The following is a 24,778-nucleotide window of genomic DNA, read 5'->3' as shown; positions in this document are numbered from 1 at the left end:
CCGGGAGAGCCTGATGGCGAACGAAGAGAAGCTGCTCGAGAACCTCAGGTGGGTGACCGGGGAACTGCGGCAGACCAGGGCGCGGCTGTCCGAGCTGGAGGAGCGGCAGGCCGAGCCCATCGCCATCGTCGGCATGAGCTGCCGCTTCCCGGGCGGTGCGAGCGACCCGGACGAGCTGTGGCGGCTGGTCGCGGCGGGCACGGACGCGATCGGCGACTTCCCGACCGACCGCGGCTGGGACCTCGACACCCTCTTCGACGACGACCCGGACCGCCCTGGCACCTCCTACGGCCGCTCGGGCGGGTTCCTGCCCGACGCGGCCGAGTTCGACGCCGAGCTGTTCGGCATCTCCCCGCGCGAGGCGCTGGCCATGGACCCGCAGCAGCGGCTGCTGCTGCGGGCCGGGTGGGAGGCGCTGGAGCGCGCGGGAATCGACCCGCTGTCGCTGCGCGGCAGCCGGACCGGCGTCTTCACCGGCACCAACGGCCAGGACTACGCCCAGCTGATGCTGGCCGACCGGGAGGTCTCCGACGGCTACCTCGGCACCGGCAGCGTCGCGAGCGTGCTCTCCGGCCGCGTCGCCTACACCTTCGGGCTCGAAGGGCCCGCGGTCACCGTCGACACCGCGTGCTCGTCCTCGCTCGTCGCCCTGCACCTGGCCGTGCGGGCGCTGCGCGACGGCGAGTGCGGCCTCGCGCTCGCCTGCGGCGTCACGGTCATGTCGACCCCCACCGCGTTCGTGGAGTTCAGCCGCCAGCGCGGGCTCGCGCCGGACGGCCGGTGCAAGGCGTTCGGCGCGGGCGCCGACGGGACCGGCTGGGGTGAGGGCGTCGGGGTCCTGCTGGTCGAGCGGCTCTCAGACGCGATCCGCAACGGGCACGACGTGCTCGCCGTGGTCCGCGGCTCGGCGGTCAACTCCGACGGCGCGTCCAACGGGCTGACCGCCCCGAACGGCCCGTCGCAGCAGCGGGTGATCCGCGACGCGCTCGCCGACGCCCGGCTCACGCTGTCCGATGTGGACGCAGTGGAGGCGCACGGCACCGGGACCGCCCTGGGCGACCCGATCGAGGCGGGCGCGCTCCTGGCCACCTACGGCCTGCACCACACGCCCGAGCGCCCGCTGTGGATCGGGTCGGTCAAGTCGAACATCGGCCACACCCAGGCCGCGGCCGGGATCGCGGGCGTCATCAAGATGGTGCAGGCCATGCGGCACGGCGTGCTGCCGCGCACCCTGCACGCCGACGAGCCGACACCCCACGTCGACTGGTCCTCGGGCGCGGTGTCGGTGCTCACCGGGAACCGGCCGTGGCCCGAGACCGGCAGGCCGAGGCGGGCGGCGGTGTCGTCGTTCGGGGTCAGCGGCACCAACGCGCACACCATCCTGGAGCAGGCCCCCGCCCGCGCGGCCGAGGACGCGCCCACCGGCAGGACTGTGCCGTCCACGACCCCGCTCGTGCTGTCGTCCTGCTCGGCCGAGGGCCTGTCACGCCAGGCGGAGAGCCTGCGGGCCTTCCTCGCCGACCGGCCGGAGCGCCCGCTGGCCGACGTCGGCCATTCGCTGGCCACGACCCGCGCCGCGCTGGAGCACCGGGCCGTCGTGCTCGCCGCCGACCACGCCGACGCCCTGACGCGCCTCGCCGACCTCGCAGGCGCCGACCTCGTGGGCACCGTCACCGGTGTCGCGACACCCGGTAAGCAGGCGTTCCTGTTCACCGGCCAGGGCTCGCAGCGCCCCGGCATGGGTCGGGCGCTCTACGCGGCCCACCCGGTGTTCGCCCAGGCCGTCGACGCCGCCTGCGCGCACTTCGACCGCGGGCTCGACCAGCCGTTGCGGCAGGTCATGTTCGGCGAGTCGGATCTGCTGCACCAGACGCGGTACGCCCAGGCGGCGCTGTTCGCGCTGGAAGTCGCGCTGTTCCGGCTGCTGGAGTCCTGGGGTGTCGTCCCGGACTTCGTGTTGGGCCACTCGATCGGTGAGATCGCGGCTGCCCATGTCGCGGGTGTTCTGTCTCTTGTGGACGCCTGCGCGCTGGTCGCGGCTCGGGGCCGGTTGATGCAGGCGCTGCCCAATGGCGGGGCGATGCTCGCGGTCGAGGCGCGCGTGGAGGACGTGCCCGCCGGGATTGATGTCGCCGCCGTCAACGGTCCGACATCGGTCGTGGTGTCCGGGACCGAGGACGAGATCGGCGCGCTGGAGGCCGTGTGGCGGGCGGAGGGCAAGCGGGTCAAGCGGTTGGCGGTCTCGCACGCGTTCCACTCGCGGCTGATGGAGCCGATGCTGGCCGACTTCGCCGCTGTCGCCGCATCCCTGACCTACCACCAGCCCACCATCCCGGTCATCCCCGCCGCGTCCTCGGCCGCCGGTGTCGCGACCGCGGAGTACTGGGTCCGGCAGGTGCGCGAGACGGTCCGGTTCGCCGACGGCGTGGCCGCGCTGCACCGGGCCGGGGTGACCCGGTTCGTCGAGGTCGGCCCCGACGCGGTGCTGTCGCCGCTGGTCGAGGCCCCGACGCCCGCGGTGCCCGTGCTGCGCGCGGGCCGGGACGAGAACGAGACCCTGCTGCGCGCGGTCGCGGAGGTCCACACCCGCGGCGGCCAGGTCGACTGGACCGCATTGTTCGCCCCATTCGCGCCGCGGCGCGTCGCACTGCCCACCTACGCCTTCGAGCGGCGGTCGTACTGGCCGAAGGGCCGCATCGGCGCGGGCGACCTCGCCGCTGCCGGGTTGGGCGCCGCCGGGTTGGGCGCTGCTGATCACCCGCTGCTGGCCGCTGCGGTGTCGCTCGCGGCGGGCGACGGCGTGCTGCTCACCGGCAGGCTGTCCGCGACCACCCACGGCTGGCTCGCCGAACACCGGGTGGCGGGCAGCGTCCTGCTGCCCGGCACCGCGTTCGTGGAGCTGGCGGTCCGCGCGGGCGAGCAGGTCGGCTGCCGCGGCCTCGCCGAGCTGACCCTGCACAGCCCGCTGGTGCTGCCCGAGCGCGGCGCGGTTCACCTCCAGGTGAGCGTCGGCCCGCCCCGCGAGGACGCCGCCCGCGCCGTGGAGATCCACAGCCGTGTCGTCGGCGGCGAGACCGAGTGGGTGCGCCACGCGGTGGGCCTGCTGACCGACGACCTCCCCGCCGAGCCGTTCGACCTCGCCGCCTGGCCCCCGCCCGGCGCCCAGCCGGTCGACCTCGGCGGGTTCTACGCGGCGGCCGAGGCCGAGGGCTTCCACTACGGGCCGGTGTTCCAGGGCCTGCGCGCGGCCTGGCGCTCGGGCGAGGAGATCTTCGCCGAGGTCGAGCTGCCCGAGTCCGCCCGGCGCGACGCCGCCGGGTTCGGGCTGCACCCCGCGCTGCTGGACGCCGCCCTGCACCCCACCGGGCTGGCGCCGGACCAGGCGGGCATGCCCTTCGCCTGGACCGGTGTCCGCCTCCACGCCACGGGCGCCGCGGCGCTGCGGGTGCGGATCACGCCCGCCGCGTCCGGCGGGTACGCGCTGCGCCTCGCCGACGGCACCGGTGCGCCCGTCGCCTCGGTCGAGTCGCTCGTCCTGCGCCCGGTCAGCGCGGGCGGGCCGCGCACGGCCGACTCGCTGTTCGCCGTCGAGTGGATCCCGGTGACGGCCACCGGGGCTGTCGACCTGCCGGTCCACCGGTTCGACGAGGTGGACGGCGTGGACCCGGCGGGCGCGGACGCGGTGGTCGTGCACCGGATCACCGAGTCCGGCTCGGTGCGGGAGACCGCGCACCAGGTGTTGTCGGTCGTGCAGACGTGGCTCGCCGACGAGCGGTTCGGGGGCTCTCGGCTCGTGCTGGTCTCCCGGGGGGCTGTCGTGGCCCGCCCGGGTGACGTCGTCACCGACCTCGCCGCCGCCGGGGCGTGGGGCCTGGTCCGGTCCGCCCAGTCGGAGCACCCCGGCCGGTTCGTGCTGGTCGACGTGGACGACGACGCCGCGCTCGACCTGCCGTCGGTGCTCGCGCTGGACGAGCCCCAGGTCGCGGTCCGCGGCGGCGAGGTCGTGGTGCCGCGCCTGGTGCGCGCGTCCGCGACGCAGGCGCTGAGCGTCCCCGACGCCCGGCAGTGGCGGCTCGACGTGGACGGCGAGGGCGCCCTGGAACACCTCGTGCTCCGCGAGACCGAGCCGTGCGCCGAACTCGGCCCCGGCCAGGTGCGGGTCGCGGTCCGCGCGGCGGGCGTCAACTTCCGCGACGTCCTCATCGCCCTCGGCAGCTACCCCGAGGCCGCCCTCATGGGCTCGGAGGCGGCGGGCGTCGTGCTGGAGGTCGGCGACGGCGTCACCGACCTGGTCCCGGGAGACCGGGTGTTCGGGCTGTTCGCGGGCGCGTTCGGGCCGGTCGCCGTGACCGACCGGCGATTCCTCGCTCCCGTGCCCGCCGACTGGTCCTTTGTGGACGCTGCTTCGGTGCCGATGGCGTTCCTGACCGCCTATTACGCGCTGGTGGACTTGGCCGGGTTGCGCTCGGGCGAGTCCGTGCTGGTCCACGCGGCGGCGGGCGGGGTCGGTATGGCCGCGGTGCAGATCGCCCGCCACCTCGGCGCCGATGTGTTCGCCACGGCCAGCGCGGGCAAGTGGGCGGCCGTGCGGGAACTTGGCGTGCCGCTGGACCGGCTCGCCTCCTCCCGGGACCTCGACTTCGCCCGCCAGTTCCGCGGGCACGGCGTCGACGTGGTCCTCAACGCGCTGACCGGCGAGTTCATCGACGCCTCGGTGGACCTGCTCACCCCCGGCGGCCGGTTCCTGGAGATGGGCAAGGCCGACCTGCGCGAGGCCGACCGGTACCCGCGCATCCGCTACCGGGCGTTCGACCTCGGCGAGGCCGGGCCCGACCGCGTGCAGGAAATGCTGGCCGCGCTGCTCGACCTGTTCGCCAAGGGCGTCCTGCGCCCGCTGCCGACCCGGGCGTGGGACGTGCGCGAGGCCGTGCCCGCGTTCCGGTTCATCGGGCAGGGCAGGCACATCGGCAAGAACGTCCTCACCATCCCGCGCCCGCTCGACCCGAACGGCACCGTGCTCATCACCGGCGGCACCGGGGTCCTCGGCGGCCTGCTCGCCCGGCACCTCGTCGCCCGGCACGGCGTGCGGCACCTGGTCCTCACGGGCCGCTCGGGCGTCGCCGACCTCGCGGGCATCGACGCCGACGTGCGGGTCATCGCCTGCGACCTGACCGACCGGGCCGCCGTCGCCGACCTGCTCGCCTCCGTGCCCGCCGACCACCCGCTGACCGCGGTGGTGCACGCCGCTGGGGTGGTCGACGACGGCATCGTCGAATCGCTCACCCCGCACCGGGTCGACGCGGTGTTCGCCCCGAAGGCGGACGCCGCGCTCACCCTGCACGAGCTGACCGCCGACCTCGACCTCGCCTGGTTCGTCCTCTACTCCTCGGCCGCGGCCACCTTCGGCTCGCCCGGCCAGGCCAACTACGCCGCCGCCAACGCGGTCCTCGACGGGCTCGCTTCACAGCGCCGCGCGCTCGGCCTCCCGGCGGCCTCGCTGGGCTGGGGGCTGTGGGCCAGGGAAAGCACGATCAGCGCGGGCCTGGACCGCGCAGGCCTCGCCCGCATCGGCGGCGCGCTGTCCGTCGAGCAGGGCATGGCGCTGTTCGACTCGGCGCTGTCCTGCGGCCTCGGGCACGCGGTGCCGATCCGGCTGGACCTGGCGGCGCTGCGCAACCGGACTCCGGTGCCCGCGCTGCTGCGCGGCCTGGTGCGCGCCCCGCTGCGGCGGGCCGCCCACGGCGGCCAGTCCCTCGCCCAGCGCGTGGCAGGTCTGCCCGAGGCGGAGCGCAGGCGCCTGCTCGTGGACCTGGTCCGCGCCGAGGCCGCCGCCGCCCTGGGGCACTCGTCGTCGGCGGCGGTCGAGCCGGGGAAGGCGTTCAAGGATCTGGGGTTCGACTCGCTGACCTCGGTGGAGTTGCGCAACCGGGTCAACTCCGCCACCGGTCTGCGGTTGCCCACGACGCTGGTGTTCGACCACCCGTCGCCCGCCGCGCTGGCCGAGCACCTGCTGGGCGAACTCATCGGGGGGCGGACGGCGGTGCCGGTGGCGCTGCCCGCCGCCGCCACCGACGACGACCTCATCGCGATCGTCGGGATGAGCTGCCGGTTCCCCGGCGGGATCGACTCGCCGGAAGACCTCTGGCGGCTGGTGGTCTCCGAGACCGACACCGTGGGGGAGTTCCCGGCGGACCGGGGCTGGGACCTCGACTCGCTCTACGACCCCGACCCGGACCAGCCGGGCACCAGCTACGCCCGCGCGGGCGGCTTCCTGCGCGACGCCGCCGAGTTCGACGCGGGGCTGTTCGGGATTTCGCCGCGTGAGGCACTGGCGATGGACCCGCAGCAGCGCCTCTTGTTGGAGGCGGCCTGGGAGGTCTTCGAGCGGGCCGGGATCGACCCCCGGTCGGTGCGCGGCAGCAAGGCCGGGGTGTTCGTCGGGGTCGCGGCTTCCGGCTACGGCGCGGGAATCCGGCTCCCGGAAGGAGTCGAGGGGCACTACCTGACCGGCAGCTCCACCAGCGTCGCTTCAGGCCGGATCGCCTACGCCTTCGGGTTGGAGGGGCCTGCGGTGACGGTGGACACGGCGTGTTCGTCGTCGTTGGTGGCGCTGCACTTGGCGGTTCAGGCGGTGCGCGGTGGTGAGTGTTCGATGGCGTTGGCCGGTGGGGCGACGGTGATGGTGACTCCGGGGATCTTCACGGAGTTCAGCAGGCAGCGCGGGTTGGCCGTGGACGGCCGCTGCAAGTCGTTCGCCTCGGCCGCTGACGGCACCGGGTGGTCTGAAGGTGTCGGTGTGCTGCTCGTGGAGCGGCTGTCCGACGCTGTCCGCCAAGGGCACCGGGTCCTGGCTGTGGTTCGTGGTTCTGCGGTGAACCAGGATGGTGCGTCGAATGGGTTGACGGCGCCGAATGGTCCGTCGCAGCAGCGGGTGATCCGGGCCGCTCTTGACAGTGCTGGTCTGCGTGCGGCTGATGTGGATGTGGTGGAGGCGCACGGCACTGGTACCGCGCTGGGTGATCCGATTGAGGCGCAGGCTGTTCTGGCGACGTATGGGCAGGATCGTGAGCGGCCGTTGTGGCTGGGGTCGGTCAAGTCCAACATCGGGCACGCGCAGGCTGCGGCTGGGGTTGCGGGGCTCATCAAGATGGTGATGGCGATGCGGCATGGAGTTCTGCCGCGCACCCTGCACGTTGACGAGCCGTCGTCGCATGTGGACTGGTCGGTCGGGGCGGTGGAGCTGTTGACCGAGGCGCGGCCGTGGGAGTCGCTGGGGCGGCCCCGCCGGGCCGGGGTGTCGTCCTTCGGGGTCAGCGGCACCAATGTGCACCTGATCGTCGAGGAGTTCGCCGCGCGGGCCGCGTCGGTCGAGCCGGTCGAGGTTCCCGCCGTGGTGCCGCTGGTGGTGTCGGCACGGTCCGAGGCCGCTTTGCGGGCGCAGGTGCGGCGGGTGCGTGAGCTGTCCAAATCCCCGGTGGACGTGGCCCACTCGCTGGCGACCACCAGGGCCGCGCTGGAGCACCGGGCCGTTCTCCTGGGGGACGACCTCGTTGAGGGCTCCGTCGAATCGGGTGGACTGGCGTTCCTGTTCACCGGTCAGGGTTCGCAGCGGGTCGGGATGGGCCGTGGGCTCGCCGAGTCGTTCCCGGTGTTCGCCGCCGCTCTGGACGAGATCACGGCGAGGTTCGAGCGGGTTCCGTTTGATGATGAGGAGTTGCTGAACCAGACCGAGGGTGCGCAGGCGGCGATCTTCGCGCTGGAGGTCGCCCAATTCCGGCTGCTGGAGTCCTGGGGTGTCATTCCGGACTTCCTGCTGGGGCATTCGATTGGTGAGATCGCGGCCGCGCATGTCGCGGGTGTTCTGTCCCTTGAGGACGCTTGCGCGTTGGTGGCGGCGCGGGGTCGGTTGATGCAGGCGTTGCCCGCTGGTGGAGCGATGCTGGCGGTGGAGGCCACTGAGTCTGAGGTGCCGGAGGGCATTGATATCGCTGCTGTCAACAGCCTCACATCGCTGGTGGTCTCAGGTGATGAGGATGAGATCGCGGCGCTGGAAGCCGTGTGGCGGGCTGAGGGTCGGCGGGTGAAGCGGCTGGTGGTGTCGCACGCGTTTCACTCGCGGCTGATGGAGCCGATGCTGGCGGAGTTCGCCACGGTCGCCGAGTCATTGACTTACCACGAGCCGCGTATCCCGATGCTGGGTGCGGTGACCGAGGCTGGGTACTGGGTGCGGCAGGTGCGGGAGACCGTGCGGTTCGCCGACGGGGTCCGGCAGCTGCGGGAGCGGGGTGTCACCCGCTTCATCGAGCTGGGACCGGACGCGGCGCTCTCCGCGCACGTGGAGAACGCCGTCGCCGTTCTGCGCCGCGACCGGGACGAGGCCACCACCCTGCTCACCGCCGTCAGCGCGGCCTGGGTGCGGGGGACCGACGTCGACTGGGCGCGCGTGGTCCCCGGCGGGCGGGTCGTGGACCTGCCGACCTACCCGTTCCAGCGGGAGCGGTACTGGCTGGAGCCCGCCCGCCCCGCGGCCGAGACCGACCCCGCCGAGGAGCGCTTCTGGACGGCCGTCGAGTCCGGTGACGTCGACTCGGTCGCCGACACCCTCGGGCTGCCGACCGACGAGGGCCTGCACGCGGTCCTGCCCGCCCTGTCCGGCTGGCGCAAGGACCGCCGGGACCGCTCCGCGCTCGACAGCTGGCGCTACCGCGTGTCCTGGCAGCCCGTGCCCGACCCCCAGGGCGCCGTCACGGGCACCTGGCTGGTGGTCGGCGGTGACGACGACGTCGCGCGGGCGCTGCGCTTGGCCGGTGCCGAGGTCGTCCGCACCCCGACGGCCATCCCCGGTGAGTGGGCGGGCGTGGTGTCCACCCTGGACGCCGCCGCCACCGTCGACCTGATCAAGGCCGGGCTCGACGCGCCCGTGTGGTGCGTGACCCGGGGTGCGGTGTCGGTCGGCCGCTCCGACCCGCTCACCGACCCCGACCAGGCGATGGTGTGGGGGCTCGGCCGCGTCGCCGCCTTGGAGCACCCACGGCGCTGGGGCGGGCTGGTCGACCTGCCCGAGCAGGTCGACGACCGGGCCGCCGCCCGCTTCGCCGCCGTGCTGGCGAGCGGTGTCGAGGACCAGGTGGCGATCCGGGGTTCCGGGGTGTTCGCGCGCAGGCTGCGCCGGGCCGCCCCCGCGACCGGCAGGCCCGCCCGGTGGACGCCGTCCGGGGCGGTGCTGGTGACCGGCGGCACGGGCGCGCTCGGCGCCAGGGCCGCCCGCTGGCTGGTCTCCCGGGGGGCCACCCGCCTGGTGCTGGCCAGCCGCTCCGGAATGGCCGCCGCCGGGGCCCAGGACCTGGCCGACGACCTGGCCGGGCTGGGCGCCGACGTCACCATCGCCGCCTGCGATGTGGCCGACCGGGACGCGCTGGCCGGGCTGCTGTCCCAGCACCCGGTGACCGCCGTCATCCACGCGGCGGGCGTGGACGACGGGGCGCCGATCGCCGAGCTGGACGCCGAGGCGTTCGCCGCCGCCCTGCGCGCGAAGGTCTCCGGAGCCCGGCATCTGGACGAGCTGCTGCCAGACGCCGAGGCGTTCGTGCTGTTCTCCTCGATCGCCGGGGTGTGGGGCAGTGGCGGGCAGGGCGCTTACGCTGCGGCGAACGCCTATCTGGACGCGCTCGCGCAGCGGCGCAGGACCCAAAGGCGCGCGGCGACATCGGTGGCCTGGGGTCCGTGGGCCGACGGTGGCATGGCCTCGGGCGAGGCCGCCGACTACCTGCGGCGGCGCGGACTGCGGGCGCTGCCGCCCGAGCGGGCGGTCACCGCGCTGGCGCAGGCCGTTGACGCCGGTGAGACCTGCCTGACCGTGGCCGACGTGGACTGGTCCCGGTTCGCCGCGTCCTTCACCTCGACCCGGCCCAGCCGCCTCCTCGGCGACCTGACCCGTGCGCAGGAGCCCGCCGGCACACAGCGGCCCGCCGCCGAACGCACGCGCGACCTGCCCGACCTGGTCCGCCGCAGCGTCGCCGCCGTGCTCGGCCACGCCGACTCGCGGGGTTTCGCCGCCACCACCCCGTTCGCCGATCTCGGGTTCGACTCGCTGACCGCCGTCGACCTGCGCAACCGCCTCGCCAGGGCCACCGGCCTCGACCTGCGCACCACCCTGGTGTTCGACCACCCGAACGCCGCCGCGCTCGCCGACCACCTCCGCGCCCTGCTCGTCGGCACCCTTCCGCGGGACACCCCTGCCGGCATCGCGGCAGGCCACGACGACCCGATCGCCATTGTCGGGATGAGCTGCAGGCTGCCCGGCGGGGTCGCCTCGCCGGAGGACCTGTGGCGGCTGGTCAGCTCCGGCGCCGACGCCATCGGCGGCTTCCCGGCCGACCGGGGCTGGGACCTGTCCGGGCTCGACCCCGACGTCGCCCGCCTCGGCGGCTTCCTCCACGACGCGACCGACTTCGACGCCGACCTGTTCGGGATCTCCCCGCGCGAGGCCACGGCGATGGACCCCCAGCAGCGGCTGCTGCTCGAAGCGGGCTGGGAGGTGTTCGAGCGGGCCGGGATCGCCCCGCACGCCCTGCGCGGCAGCAGCACCGGCGTGTTCGTCGGGGCCTCCAACTCCGGCTACGGCAGCACCACCGGCGTTCCCGCCGAGCTGGCCGGGCACCTGATCACCGGCAGCGCGAACAGCGTCATCTCCGGCAGGCTCGCCTACACCTTCGGCCTGGAAGGCCCGGTGCTCACCGTCGACACGGCGTGCTCGTCGTCGCTGGTCGCCCTGCACCTGGCGGCGAAGGCGCTGCGCGACGGCGAGTGCGACCTGGCCGTCGCGGGCGGCGTGGCGGTGCTGCCGACGCCGGTGGCGTTCGCCGAGTTCGGCAGGCAGGGCGGGCTCGCCGCCGACGGCCGCTGCAAGGCGTTCGCCGCGAGCGCCGACGGCACCGGCTGGTCGGAGGGCGTCGCCGTGCTGCTCGTGGAGCGGCTGTCCGACGCCCGCCGCAACGGGCACGACGTGCTCGCCATCGTGCGCGGCACCGCCATGAACGCCGACGGCGCCTCGAACGGGCTGACCGCTCCCAACGGCCCCGCGCAGCAGCGGGTGATCCGGCACGCCCTGGCCGACGCGGGCCTGGCGCCCGGTGACATCGACGCCGTCGAGGCGCACGGCACCGGAACGGCCCTCGGCGACCCGATCGAGGCGTCGGCGTTGTTGGCGGTGTACGGGCAGGGTCGGGATCGTCCACTGTGGTTGGGCTCGTTGAAGTCGAACATCGGTCACACGCAGGCGGCGTCGGGGCTGGCCGGTGTGATCAAGATGGTGCAGGCCATGCGGCACGGCGTCCTGCCCCGCACCCTGCACGCCGAGGACCCGACACCCCACGTGGACTGGGCCTCCGGCGCGGTCTCCCTGCTCGTCGGCGACGAGGAGTGGGCCGGTGGTGACCGGCCGCGCCGCGCGGGCGTGTCGTCCTTCGGGATCAGCGGCACCAACGCCCACGTCGTCATCGAGGCCGCCGAGCCCGCCGAGGCCCCCGCGCCCCAGGCCGGACCAGACGGACCGGTTCCCCTGGTGCTCTCCGCCCGGACCGCCGATGCCCTGCGCGCCCAGGCCGACCGCCTCCGCGCCGCTCTGGGCAGTGCCACCCTGAGCGCCGCCCGACCGGTCGACATCGGGTACTCGCTCGCGGCAGGCCGCGCCGCGCTCGACCACCGCGCCGTCGTCTTCGGCGCCAGCGTCGAGGAGTTGAGCGGCGCGCTTGCCGCCCTCGCGGCGGGCGGTGGCGGAGCGGACACCCATCGCGGCGTCGCCTCTCACGGCCGGGTGGCCTACCTGTTCGCCGGGCAGGGAGCGCAGCGCGCGGGCATGGGCCGCGAGCTGTACCGGGCGTTCCCGGTCTTCGCCGACGCGCTCGACGCCGTGTGCGCCCGGCTCGACACCGACCTCGACCACCCGCTGCGCACCGTCCTGTTCGCCGACCCGGGGACCCCGGAGGCGGAACTGCTGGACCAGACCGTGTTCACCCAGGCCGCGCTGTTCACCTTCGAGGTCGCGCTGTTCCGGCTCATGGAGTCCTGGGGGATGCGCCCGGACCTGCTGCTCGGCCACTCCATCGGCGAGGTGGCCGCCGCGCACGTCGCGGACGTGCTCTCGCTGGACGACGCGTGCGCGCTGGTGTCCGCGCGCGGCAGGCTCATGCAGGCGCTGCCCCCGGGCGGGGCCATGCTCGCGGTCGACCTCGGCGAGCCGCAGGTCACCGAACTGCTCGCCGGGCGCGCCGACGCCGTGGGCATCGCCGCGGTCAACGGACCCGAGTCGGTCGTGGTCTCCGGCGACGAGGACGTGATCGTCGAACTGGAGATCACCTGCCGCGCGGCGGGCCGCAAGGCCACGCGGCTGCGGGTCTCGCACGCGTTCCACTCGCCGAGGATGGACGCCATGCTGGCCGAGTTCGCCTCGGTCGTCGGCACCCTCGCGTTCCACCCGCCCACCGTGCCGATCGTGTCCAACGTGACCGGCGGGCTCATCGACCCCGACGTGATCACCACGGCCGACTACTGGGTGCGGCACGTGCGCGCCGCGGTCCGCTTCGCCGACGGCGTCACCACCCTGCGCGACGCGGGCGCGACGACGCTGGTCGAACTCGGCCCGGACGGCGTGCTCACCGCTCTGGCTCGGCGCTGCGCCGACCTCACGGCGATCCCGGCGCAGCGGACCGCCAGGCCCGAGGTGCGGACCCTGCTCGACGCCGTCGCCGCCGCCCACGTCCGCGGGGTCGCGGTGGACTGGGCGCCGCTGCTCGCCGCGTGGGGCGGCAGGCGGGTCGACCTGCCGACCTACCCGTTCCAGCGGCAGCGCTACTGGATGGAGTCCGACACCCCGGCCGCCGACCCGGGCGAGGTCCGCTTCTGGGCCGCGGTGGACTCCGGCGACGTCGACGCGGTGGCGCGCACGCTGCGCACGGACCCCGCCGGGATGGACCGGGTGCTGCACGCGCTGTCGGCGTGGCGTCGCGGTCGCCGTGCGCGATCCACTGTGGACGGGTGGCGGCATCGCGTCGTGTGGCGGCCGGTGAGCGGCGGGAACGCGGTCTTGTCGGGGACCTGGCTCGCGGTCGGGTGCGACGACGCTGTGCGGCAGGCGCTGCTCGACGGGGGCGCGGGCGTCGTTGCCGTGGACGCGGTGGCCGAGGCTCCCCAGGGCGACTACGCCGGGGTGCTGGCGGAGGTGTCCGCGCTCGACCTCGTGGCGCTGCTCCGGGCCGGGATCGGGGCTCCGGTGTGGTGCGTGACTCGGGGTGCGGTGCCGGTGGGTGATGTGGACGTGGTGCCGGATGGCGCGTTGGTGTGGGGGCTGGGGCGGGTCGCGGCGTTGGAGTGCCCGGGTGCGTGGGGTGGGTTGATCGATCTGCCCGAGGTTCTGGACGAGCGGGCCGCCGCCGGGCTGGTGGGGGTGCTGGCGGACGGGTCGGAGGACCAGGTCGCGGTCCGGCCATCTGGGGTGTTCGCCCGGCGGCTGGTGCCCGCTCCGGCTGGTGATGACGTCGTGCCCGAGTGGGTGCCGTCGGGGCCGGTGCTGGTGACCGGTGGCACGGGGGCGTTGGGTGCTCATGTCGCTCGGTGGTTGGCCGGGCGGGGTGCGCGCAGGCTGGTGTTGGTGAGCAGGCGTGGTCCGGATGCGCCTGGTGCTGTGGAGTTGGTGGGGGAGCTTGGGGAGTTGGGTGTTGAGGCGGTGGTGGTGGCCTGTGATGTGGCTGATCGGGAGTCGTTGGCGGGGGTGCTTTCGGAGCACCCGGTTGCCGCTGTCGTGCACACGTCGGGCCTCGACCGGCCTGCCCGCCTCGCCGACCTGACTGAGGCGGATTTCGCTGAGGTGTTGGCGGCGAAGGTGGTTGGTGCTCGGCATCTTGATGAGTTGTTGCCTGGTGTTGAGGCGTTTGTGGTGTTCTCCTCGATTGCCGGGGTGTGGGGCAGTGGTGGGCAGGCCGCCTACTCCGCCGCCAATGCCTACCTCGATGCTCTTGTGGAGTCCCGGCGCGGACGAGGGCTGAGCGGGACGTCGGTGGCGTGGGGTCCGTGGGCCGGGGCGGGGATGCTCGGTGATTCGAAGGATGCCGAGGAGTATTTCCGGCGTCGTGGACTTGTCGGTATGGACCCGGTGTTGGCGGTCGCCGCTTTGGGTGGTGCGGTGGACCGTGGCGAGGCGTGTGTGGCGGTCGCTGATGTCGAGTGGGAGCGGTTCGCCGCCGCGTTCACCGCTGCCCGGCCGAGCCCCCTGCTGGCGGAACTGGTCACCAGGGCTGAACCACTGATGACCGACGACGCGCCGGAGTTGGCCGCCCGGCTTGCCCACCACACGCCCGCCGAACGCACGCGAGCCCTGTGCGCGGTGATCCGCGCCGAAGCCGCGGTCATCCTCGGACACGGCGATCCCGTCGCGCTCGACGTCGACCGGCCTTTCCGTGATTTGGGTTTTGATTCGTTGACGGCGGTGGAGTTGCGGGATCGGTTGGTGGTGGCGACTGGGCTTGTCCTGCCCGCGAGTCTCGTGTTCGACTACCCGACCGCGACCGTCCTCGCCGAGCACCTGTCCGGGCAGCTCACAGGCGTCGGGACCGACGCCCCAGCAGCCCCCGTCACCCTCGCCGCCACCGATGAGCCGATCGTGATTGTGGGGATGAGTTGTCGTTTTCCGGGTGGGGTGGATTCGCCGGAGGCGTTGTGGGATTTGGTGTCTTCGGGTGGGGATGTGATGGGGTCGTTCCCGGCCGACCGTGGCTGGGACCTCGATGCCCTGTTCGACAGCGACCCTGACACCGTCGGCACGTCCTACGTCCACGTCGGCGGGTTCCTCGACGGCGCGGCGGACTTCGATGCGGGGCTGTTCGGGATCTCTCCTCGGGAGGCCACTGCGATGGACCCGCAGCAGCGGTTGTTGTTGGAGTCGACGTGGGAGGTGTTCGAGCGGGCGGGGGTTGATCCTCGGTCGTTGCGGGGGAGTCGGACGGGGGTGTTCACGGGCACCAACGGGCAGGACTACGCCCGGTTGTCGGTCATCGCCTCCGACGCCCGGGAAGGTCACGTCGCGACCGGTGCTGCGGCCAGCGTGATGTCCGGTCGCGTCGCGTACGCGTTCGGGCTGGAGGGCCCGGCGGTCACGGTGGACACGGCGTGTTCGTCTTCCCTGGTGGCGTTGCACCTGGCTGTGCAGGCGCTGCGGGCGGGGGAGTGCTCGCTGGCGGTGGCGAGCGGTGTCACGGTGATGGCGACCCCTGGGGCGTTCGTGGAGTTCAGCAGGCAGCGCGGCCTCGCGTCGGACGGCCGGTGCAAGCCCTTCGCTGATGGGGCCGACGGCACCGCGTGGTCCGAGGGCGTCGGCGTGCTGTTGGTGGAGCGGCTGTCCGACGCGCGGCGCAATGGGCACCGCGTGTTGGCGGTGGTGCGCGGGTCGGCGGTGAACCAGGACGGCGCGTCCAACGGGCTCACCGCGCCGAACGGACCGTCTCAGCAGAGGGTGATCCGGCAGGCGCTGGGGGCGGCGGGCATCGACGCCCGGGACGTGGATGTGGTGGAGGCGCACGGAACCGGCACCCGGCTGGGCGACCCGATCGAGGCGCAGGCTTTGTTGGCCACCTACGGTCAGGGTCGGGACGAGCCGTTGTGGTTGGGGTCGGTGAAGTCGAATATTGGTCATACGCAGGCGGCTGCGGGTGTGGCTGGCGTGATCAAAATGGTGCAGGCGATGCGGTCCGGTGTGCTGCCGCGAACGGTTCACGTGGACCAGCCCTCGTCCCAGGTGGACTGGTCGACTGGTGCCGTGTCGCTGTTGACCGAGGCGCGGCCGTGGGAGCCGGACGGCCGCCCCCGGCTAGCCGGGGTGTCGTCGTTCGGGATGAGCGGCACCAACGCCCACGTCATCATCGAGGAAGCGCCCGCGACCGAACCGGTAAGTGATCCCGTCGCTGACGCTCCGGTTGTGCCACTGGTGGTCTCGGCGCAGTCTGCTACAGGTTTGGCCGCCCAGGTCGACCAGATCAAGTCCTACCTGGATAGTCACCCGGCGGTCCGGTCGGCGGATGTCGGTTTGTCGTTGGCGACGACCCGGGCCGGGTTGGAGCATCGTGCTGTGTTGCTCGGGGAGTCGGTGCTTCAGGGGTCCATCACTGAGGGTCGTACGGCTTTCCTGTTCACCGGTCAGGGTTCGCAGCGGGTCGGTATGGGCCGTGGGCTCTACGAATCGTTCCCGGTGTTCGCCGCTGCTCTGGATGAGGTGACCGCGCGGTTCGAGCGGGTTCCGTTCGATGATCAGGAGCTGCTGAACCAGACGGAGGGTGCCCAGACGGCGATTTTTGCCCTGGAAGTGGCGTTGTTTCGTCTAATGGAGTCGTGGGGTGTGACGCCGGACTTTGTGTTGGGGCATTCGATTGGTGAGATCGCGGCTGCGCATGTCGCGGGTGTGCTGTCCCTTGAGGATGCCTGTGCGTTGGTCGCGGCCCGGGGTCGCCTGATGCAGGCGCTGCCGTCGGGTGGGGCGATGCTGGCGGTTGAGGGCACTGAGGCTGACGTGCCCGCTGGCATCGATATCGCGGCGGTCAACAGCCCGACGTCACTGGTGGTGTCGGGGGCTGAGGATGAGATCGCGGCGCTGGAGGCCGCGTGGCGGGCCGAGGGCCGTCGGGTGAAGCGGCTCGTTGTGTCGCACGCGTTCCACTCGCGGTTGATGGAGCCGATGTTGGCGGAGTTCGCCACGGTCGCCGAGTCGTTGACCTATCACGAGCCGCGTATTCCGATGTTCGGTGCGGTGACCGATCCGGGGTACTGGGTGCGGCAGGTGCGGGGGACCGTGCGGTTCGCTGACGGCGTCACAGCGCTGCGCGACCAGGGTGTCACGTCGTTCGCCGAACTCGGTCCGGACCCCGTCCTGTCGGCGCACGTCGAGGACGCGGTTCCCGTGTTGCGCGGCGGTCGGGACGAGGTCGCGACGTTGCTCGGGGCTGTGGGGGCGGTGTGGACGCGGGGTGTGGCCGTTGACTGGGCTGCGGTTTTTGGTACGTGGGGGGCTCGGGTTGTGGAGGTGCCGACTTATGCCTTCCAGCGTGAGCGGTACTGGGCGGCGGTCCAGGAGCCGTTGTTGGGCGCTCCGGTGCCGCTGGCTTCCGGTGACGGGGCGGTGGCGACTGGGCGGTTGTCGGTGTCGGCGCAGCCGTGGCTCGCGGATCACGTGGTGGCGGGGCAGGTGGTGGTGCCGGGGACCGCGCTGGTTGAGCTGGCACTGAGGTTCGGGTACCCGCAGGTGACCGAGCTGACCATGGAGTCGCCGCTCGTCCTGCCCGACCGGGGTGCCGTCCAGGTCCAGGTGACGGTGTCCGGCGATCAGGCGGTCGGGGTCTACGCCCGGCCGGACCGCGCCGACGCGCCGTGGACCCGGCACGCGACCGGGTTCGTGGCCGACACCCCGGCTCCCGGCCGGCCGTTCGACCTGGCCGCCTGGCCGCCCGCCGATGCGGAGCCGGTCGCCACCGATGACCTCTACGACCGCCTGTCCGACGTCGGTCTTCACTATGGGCCGGGGTTCCGGGGGCTGCGGTCGGTGTGGCGCGCGGGTGGTGAGGTGTTCGCTGAGGTGGTGTTGCCTGATCTTGTTCTGGCGTCAGGGTTTGGTGTGCACCCGGCGTTGTTGGACGCGGCGCTGCACGCGATCGCCGCGAGCGGCCTCATCGGCGACGGCGTGCCCCGGGTGCCGTTCTCGTGGTCCGGCGTGACGCTGCACGCGACGGGTGCTGCCTCGGTGCGGGTGCGCCTGGCCTCCGTCGGGGCGGACGCGGTGCGGGTGGACACCTGGGACCACACCGGGGCGCCGGTGCTTTCCGTCGACTCGCTGGTGCTGCGACCGGTCTCCGCTGATGCCTCCACCCAGGTCGCGGACGCGCTGCTGGCACTGGAATGGGTGCCCGTGGAGCCGTCCACGGCGACGGGCCACCCGGAGGTGGTGTGGCTGCCGACCGGGTCCGTGCGGGAAGTCACCTGCTGGGCGCTGGGAACGGTGCGGGAGCGGTTGGCCTCCGGTGCCGGTGAACCGCTGGTGCTGGCGTCACGGGGTGCGGTCGCGGTCGGCCCCGAGGAGTCGGTGTCGGATCTGGCCGCCGCTGCGGCCTGGGGCCTGGTGCGGTCGGCGCAGTCGGAGCACCCGGGCCGGTTCGTCCTAATCGACGTGGACGACTCGCCGCTGGACGCGGTGGCCGGGCTGCTCGCCTCGGGCGAGCCACAAGCGGCGGTTCGCGGCGGTGAGGTCTTGGTGCCCCGGCTGGTGCGAGCCACCCCCCTGCCGCTGCCGGACCACCTCGCCTGGCGGCTCGACGCGCTAGAGCAGGGCTCGCTGGAAAACCTGGCCCCCGTGGAGTTGGAACCTGCGGTCTTGGGACCGCTGGATGTCCGCCTGGAAGTCCGCGCCGCTGGGGTGAACTTCCGGGACGTGCTGATCGCCTTGGGCACCTACCCGGAGGCCGCCCTGATGGGTTCGGAAGCCTCCGGTGTGGTGGTCGAGGTCGGGTCTGATGTGGTTGACCTGGTGCCTGGCGACCGGGTGTTGGGTCTGGTGTCGGGTGGGTTCGGGCCGCAGGCGGTGACGGATCGCAGGCTTGTGGCGCCAATGCCTCCGGGGTGGTCGTTCGCTGAGGCGGCGTCGGTGCCGATGGCGTTCCTGACCGCGTACTACGCGCTGGTCGATCTGGCCGGACTGCGCTCGGGTGAGTCGGTGTTGGTGCACGCCGCTGCCGGAGGCGTGGGGATGGCGGCCACCCAGGTGGCCCGTCATCTCAGTGCGGAGGTGTGGGGGACCGCCAGCCCAAGCAAGTGGGTGGCCACAGGTTTGCCCGTGGAGCGACTGGCGTCGTCGCGGGACACCGGGTTCGCCGAGCGGTTCGACCAGGTGGACGTGGTGCTGAACTCCCTGACGGGCGAGTTCATCGACGCCTCCTTCGGCCTGCTCCGGCCTGGTGGCCGGTTCATCGAGATGGGCAAGGCGGATCTGCGGACACCGCACGGTGTCGCTTACCGCGCGTTCGACCTGAGTGAGGCTGGTCATGACCGGCTTCAGGAGATGTTGGTCGAGTTGCTGGGCCTGTTCGAGCGAGGAGCACTGCGGCTGCCGCCCGTTCGGGCCTGGGACATCCGGGACGCGAAGTCGGCGTTCCGGTTCATCCGCCAGGGCAAGCACGTCGGGAAGAACGTGCTCACGATGCCGCGCGCGCTCGACCCCGACGGCACCGTCCTGATCACCGGCGGGACCGGCGTCCTCGGGGGCCTGCTGGCCGAGCACCTGGTCACCTCGCACGGCGTGCGGCGGCTGGTGTTGCTCAACCGCAGCGGCGGACCGGTCCCCGACCTCGACGCCGATGTCCGCGTGGTGGCCTGCGACGTGGCTGACCGGGACGCGCTGGCGGCGGTGCTGGCCGAGATCCCGGCCGAACACCCGTTGACGGGTGTGGTGCACGCGGCGGGCGTGGTCGATGACGGCTTGGTCGAGGCCATGACACCGGCACGGATCGACACCGTCTTCGCCCCGAAGGTGGACGCGGTCCTCGCCCTGCACGAGCTGACCGCCGATCTTGACCTGGCGATGTTCGCGCTCTACTCCTCGGCGTCGGCGTTGTTCGGCACGCCTGGTCAGGCCAACTACGCCGCCGCCAACGCCGTGCTCGACGGGCTCGCCCACCAGCGGCGGGCAGCTGGATTGCCCGCGCTGGCCTTGGGCTGGGGGCTGTGGGAGCAAGCCAGCGCCATCAGCGGGGACCTCAGCGCCGTCGACCGGGCCCGGCTCGGGCCGCCGTTGTCCAGCGCGGACGGGCTCGCGCTGTTCGACTTGGCCCGCCGCAGCGGGTTGGCGTATGTCGTGCCGACCCGGCTCGGCGCGGGCAAGCACGCCACCGTCCCGCCGCTGCTGCGGAAGCTCCTCCGAGCGCCGATCCGCAAGGCTGCGGCAGGTGTCGGCTCGTCGTCGCTGGCGGACCGGGTCGCCGGGCTGCCCGTGGCGGAACGCACGCGGTTCTTGGTCGCGCTGGTCCGCGCCGAGGTCGCCACGGTTCTCGGGCACTCGTCGGGGGACACCGTCGAGCCGGGGAAGGCGTTCAAGGATCTCGGGTTCGACTCGCTGACCTCGGTCGAGCTGCGGAACCGGGTCAACTCCGCCACCGGTCTGCGGTTGCCCGCGACGCTGGTGTTCGACCACCCGACGCCCGCCGCGCTGGCCGAGCACCTGCTGGACGAACTCGTTGGCACGACTCGGGACCACGCCGTCCAGGTGCGCGGCCAGGACGACGACCCGGTCGTGATCGTCGGCATGAGCTGCCGCTACCCCGGCGGGATCGCCTCGCCCGAGGACCTGTGGCGGCTCGTGGCCTCCGGAGCGGACGCCATCGGCGCGTTCCCCACCGACCGGGGCTGGGACCTCCCCGCGCTGTTCCACCCCGCCCACGACCGCGTGGGCACGACCTACGCCCGGGAAGGCGGCTTCGTCCACGACGCGGCCGAGTTCGACGCGGGGCTGTTCGGTATCTCGCCGCGTGAGGCGTTGGCGATGGACCCGCAGCAGCGCCTGTTGTTGGAGGCGGCGTGGGAGGTGTTCGAGCGGGCCGGGGTTGATCCTCGGTCGGTGCGCGGCAGCAAGGCCGGGGTGTTCGTCGGGGTCGCCTCGTCCAACTACGGCATCGGGCTGCCGCTGTCGGGAGCGGTGGAGGAAGTCGAAGGACACCTGCTGACCGGCAGCGCGACCAGCGTCGCCTCGGGCCGGATCGCGTACGCGTTCGGTCTGGAAGGGCCTGCGGTGACGGTGGACACGGCGTGTTCGTCGTCGTTGGTGGCGCTGCACTTGGCGGTTCAGGCCGTTCGCAGCGGTGAGTGCTCCATGGCGTTGGCCGGTGGGGCGACGGTGATGGTGACTCCGGGCATCTTCACGGAGTTCAGCAGGCAGCGCGGGCTGGCTGCCGATGGCCGCTGCAAGTCCTTCGCCGCGAATGCGGACGGTACCGGGTGGTCCGAGGGTGTCGGCGTGCTGCTGGTCGAGCGGTTGTCGGATGCTCGGCGCAACGGACATGATGTCCTGGCTGTGGTTCGTGGTTCTGCGGTGAACCAGGATGGTGCGTCGAATGGGTTGACGGCGCCGAATGGTCCGTCGCAGCAGCGGGTGATCCGGGCCGCTCTTGACAGTGCTGGTCTGCGTGCGGCTGATGTGGATGTGGTGGAGGCGCACGGCACTGGTACCGCGCTGGGTGATCCGATTGAGGCGCAGGCTGTTCTGGCGACGTATGGGCAGGATCGTGAGCGGCCGTTGTGGCTGGGGTCGGTCAAGTCCAACATCGGGCACGCGCAGGCTGCGGCTGGGGTTGCGGGGCTCATCAAGATGGTGATGGCGATGCGGCATGGAGTTCTGCCGCGCACCCTGCACGTTGACGAGCCGTCGTCGCATGTGGACTGGTCGGTCGGGGCGGTGGAGCTGTTGACCGAGGCGCGGCCGTGGGAGACGCAGGGGCGGCCCCGCCGCGCGGGCGTGTCGTCCTTCGGGGTCAGCGGCACCAACGCGCACATCGTGCTGGAACAGGCGCCGTCTTCGGTCTCCCCGGCCGAGCGGGCCACCGCGCCGACTCCGGTGCCGTGGGTGCTCTCGGCCGGGTCGGCGAAGGCGCTGCGAGCCCAGGCGGTCCGGCTGGAAAGCCATGTCGCCGAGCGGCCGGAACTGGATGTGGCCGGGGTGGGCCACTCCCTGGCGGCGAAGGCGCGGCTCGGGCACCGGGCGGTTCTGCTGGCCTCTGACCGCGACAGCGCCCTGTGCGCCCTGGCCGACTTCTCCGCGCTCCTCCAGGGCACCGCGGGAAGCGGTGGCCTGGCGTTCCTGTTCACCGGTCAGGGGTCGCAGCGGGTGGGGATGGGCCGAGAGTTGTCCGCGGCCTATCCGGTGTTCGCGGCGGCGTGGGATGAGGTCACCGCGCGGTTCGAGCGGGTTCCGCTGGATGACGAGGAGCTGCTGCACCAGACGGAAGGTGCTCAGGCGGCGATCTTCGCCCTGGAGGTCGCGGTGTTCCGGCTGCTGGAGTCCTGGGGACTCGCGCCGGACTTCCTGCTCGGACATTCGATCGGCGAGCTGGCTGCCGCCCATGTCGCCGGGGTATTGTCCCTTGAGGACGCCTGCACGCTCGTTGCGGCACGTGGTCGGCTGATGCAGGCGTTGCCCGCTGGCGGGGCGATGCTGGCCGTGGAGGCCACTGAGGCTGAGGTGCCTGCGGGTATCGACATCGCGGCGGTCAACAGCGCCACTTCGCTGGTTGTTTCGGGTATCGAGGACGAGATCGAGGCGCTGGAGGCCGCGTGGCGGGCCGAGGGTCGGCGGGTGAAGCGGCTGGTGGTGTCGCACGCGTTCCACTCGCGGTTGATGGAGCCGATGTTGGCGGAGTTCGCGTCCGTCGCCGAGTCGTTGACCTATCACGAGCCGCGCATCCCGATGCTGGGTGCGGTGACCGAGCCTGACTACTGGGTGCGGCAGGTGCGGGAGACCGTGCGGTTTGCTGACGGGGTTCAGCGGCTGCGGGACCACGGCGTCACCACCTTCATGGAGCTGGGACCGGACCCGGCGCTGTCGGCGCATGTCGACGGCGCGGTGTCGGTGTTGCGTCGCGGACGGGACGAGGTCGAGACGCTGCTCGGCGCGGTCGGTGCCGTGTGGACGCGGGGCGCCGAAGTCGACTGGGCGCGGGTGGTGCCCGGAGCCCGGGTCGACCTGCCCACCTACGCCTTCCAACGCGAGCGCTACTGGCTGACCGCCACACCGGCGGCCACGGCCGACCGGGCCGAGGCCGAGTTCTGGGCCGCCGTCGACAACAGCGACGTCCAGCAGCTCGCCCAGACCCTGCGGCTCGACCCCGGCAACGGGCTGAGCACCGTCCTACCCGCGCTCTCCGCCTGGCGCAAGGACCGCCACGACCGCTCCGTCCTCGACGGCTGGCGCTACCAGGTGTCGTGGCGCCCGCTGACCGCGCTGCCCGGCGCGCTGACGGGCACCTGGCTGGTCGTCGGCGAGGACGAGGACATCGCCCAGGCACTGCGGGCAGGCGGCGCTGAGGTCGTCCAGTCCCCGGCGGCGGTCCCCGGCGACTGGGCGGGCGTGGTGTCCTCACTGGACGCCGCCGCCACGGTCGACGTGATCGGGACCGACCTCGGCGCGCCGGTGTGGTGCGTGACCCGGGGCGCGGTCGCCACCGGGGACGCCGATCCGCTGCCCGACCCGCACCAGGCCATGGTCTGGGGGCTCGGCCGCGTCGCGGCGCTGGAACACCCGGACCGCTGGGGCGGGCTCGTCGACCTCCCCCGACACCTCGACGACCGGAGCGCCGCGCTGCTGGTCTCCGCGCTGCTCGACCGCACCGAGGACCAGGTCGCGGTGCGGGACGCGGGCACCTTCGCCCGCAGGCTCGTCCACGGCGTGCCCGCCGAACCAGCCACGCCGTGGACCCCGTCCGGCGCGGTGCTGGTCACCGGCGGCACCGGGGTGCTGGGGGCCAGGGTCGCCCGCTGGCTCGCCGGTCGCGGCGCCCGCGAGCTGGTGCTGGCAGGCCGCCGGGGGATGGCGGCGCCGGGCGCGGCCCAACTGGTGGCCGAGCTGGCCGACCTGGGCGCGCACGCCACCGTCGCGGCCTGCGATGTGGCCGACCGCGACGCGCTGGCCGCGCTGTTGGCCGCGCACCCGGTGACCGCTGTCGTCCACGCGGCAGGGGTGGACGACGGAGCCCGCATCGCCGACCTGAGCGGGGAGGCGTTCGCCGAGGTCGTGCGCGCGAAGGTCTCCGGTGCCCGGTATTTGGACGAGCTGTTGCCGGACGCCGAGGCGTTCGTGCTGTTCTCCTCGATCGCCGGGGTGTGGGGCAGTGGTGGCCAAGGTGCCTATGCCGCGGCGAACGCCTATCTGGACGCGCTCGCGCAGCGGCGCAGGGGCCAAGGGCGCGCGGCCACCTCGGTGGCGTGGGGTCCGTGGGCGGATGGCGGGATGGCCTCGGGCGAGGCGGGGGACTACCTGCGGCGCCGGGGGTTGCGGGCACTCGCCCCCGAACGGGCGGTCGCGGCGCTGGCGCAGGCCGTTGACGCCGGTGAGACCTGCCTGACCGTGGCCGACGTGGACTGGTCCCGGTTCGCCCCCGCGTTCACCGCCGCCCGGCCCAGCGCGCTGTTCGGCGAGTTGCCCGAGGTCCGGGGCCTGCGGGAGGCCGAGCAGCCCACCGAACCGGAAGGGCTCACCGAGTTCGCCAGGCGGCTCACCACCGCCACCGCGGCTGACCGCGAGCGGGCCCTGCTCGACCTGGTCCGCACCCACGTCGCCGCCGTCCTCGGCCATGACGGCACCGCCGCCGTCGCGGAGACCACCCCGTTCAGCGCGCTCGGCTTCGACTCGCTGACCGCCGTGGACCTGCGCAACCGGGTCGCAGAGGCCACCGGCCTGCCGCTGTCGTCGGCGCTGGTCTTCGACTACCCGACCCCGGCCGCCCTGGCCGGGCACCTGGGCGCGGAGATCGCCGCCAACGACGGCGAACCCGACGAGACCCGAATCCGGCAGGCGTTCGCCGCTGTCCCGCTGTCCCGGTTCCGCGACGCGGGCGTCCTCGACGTGATGCTGCGCCTCGCGGGCCTGGAAGCCGACGAGCCCGCCCCCTCGGCCGACGCCGACCCGATCGATCTGATGGACGTCGACGCGCTGATCAAGGCCGCGCTCGACAACCTCGACTCCTGACGCCACCCGATGACTCGG

1 protein-coding gene is annotated in these 24,778 nt (G+C 73.2%); it reads left to right on the top strand.

Annotated elements, in window-relative coordinates:
• Positions 1–13 precede the first annotated feature (13 nt).
• Positions 14–24,760 carry an SDR family NAD(P)-dependent oxidoreductase gene (locus ACTG9Q_RS12355; RefSeq protein WP_455572856.1) on the top strand — a complete coding sequence of 8,249 codons (24,747 nt, stop codon included), beginning with the start codon at positions 14–16 and terminating at the stop codon, positions 24,758–24,760.
• Positions 24,761–24,778: the final 18 nt, after the last annotated feature.

Source organism: Actinokineospora lacus (genome assembly GCF_053813445.1).
This window is presented reverse-complemented; position numbering and strand designations above follow the sequence as displayed.

What these genes read in the sequence shown, in the direction of transcription:
- ACTG9Q_RS12355 (WP_455572856.1), top strand. Translation starts at nt 14, where the DNA reads ATGGCGAACGAAGAGAAGCTGCTCGAGAACCTCAGGTGGGTGACCGGG.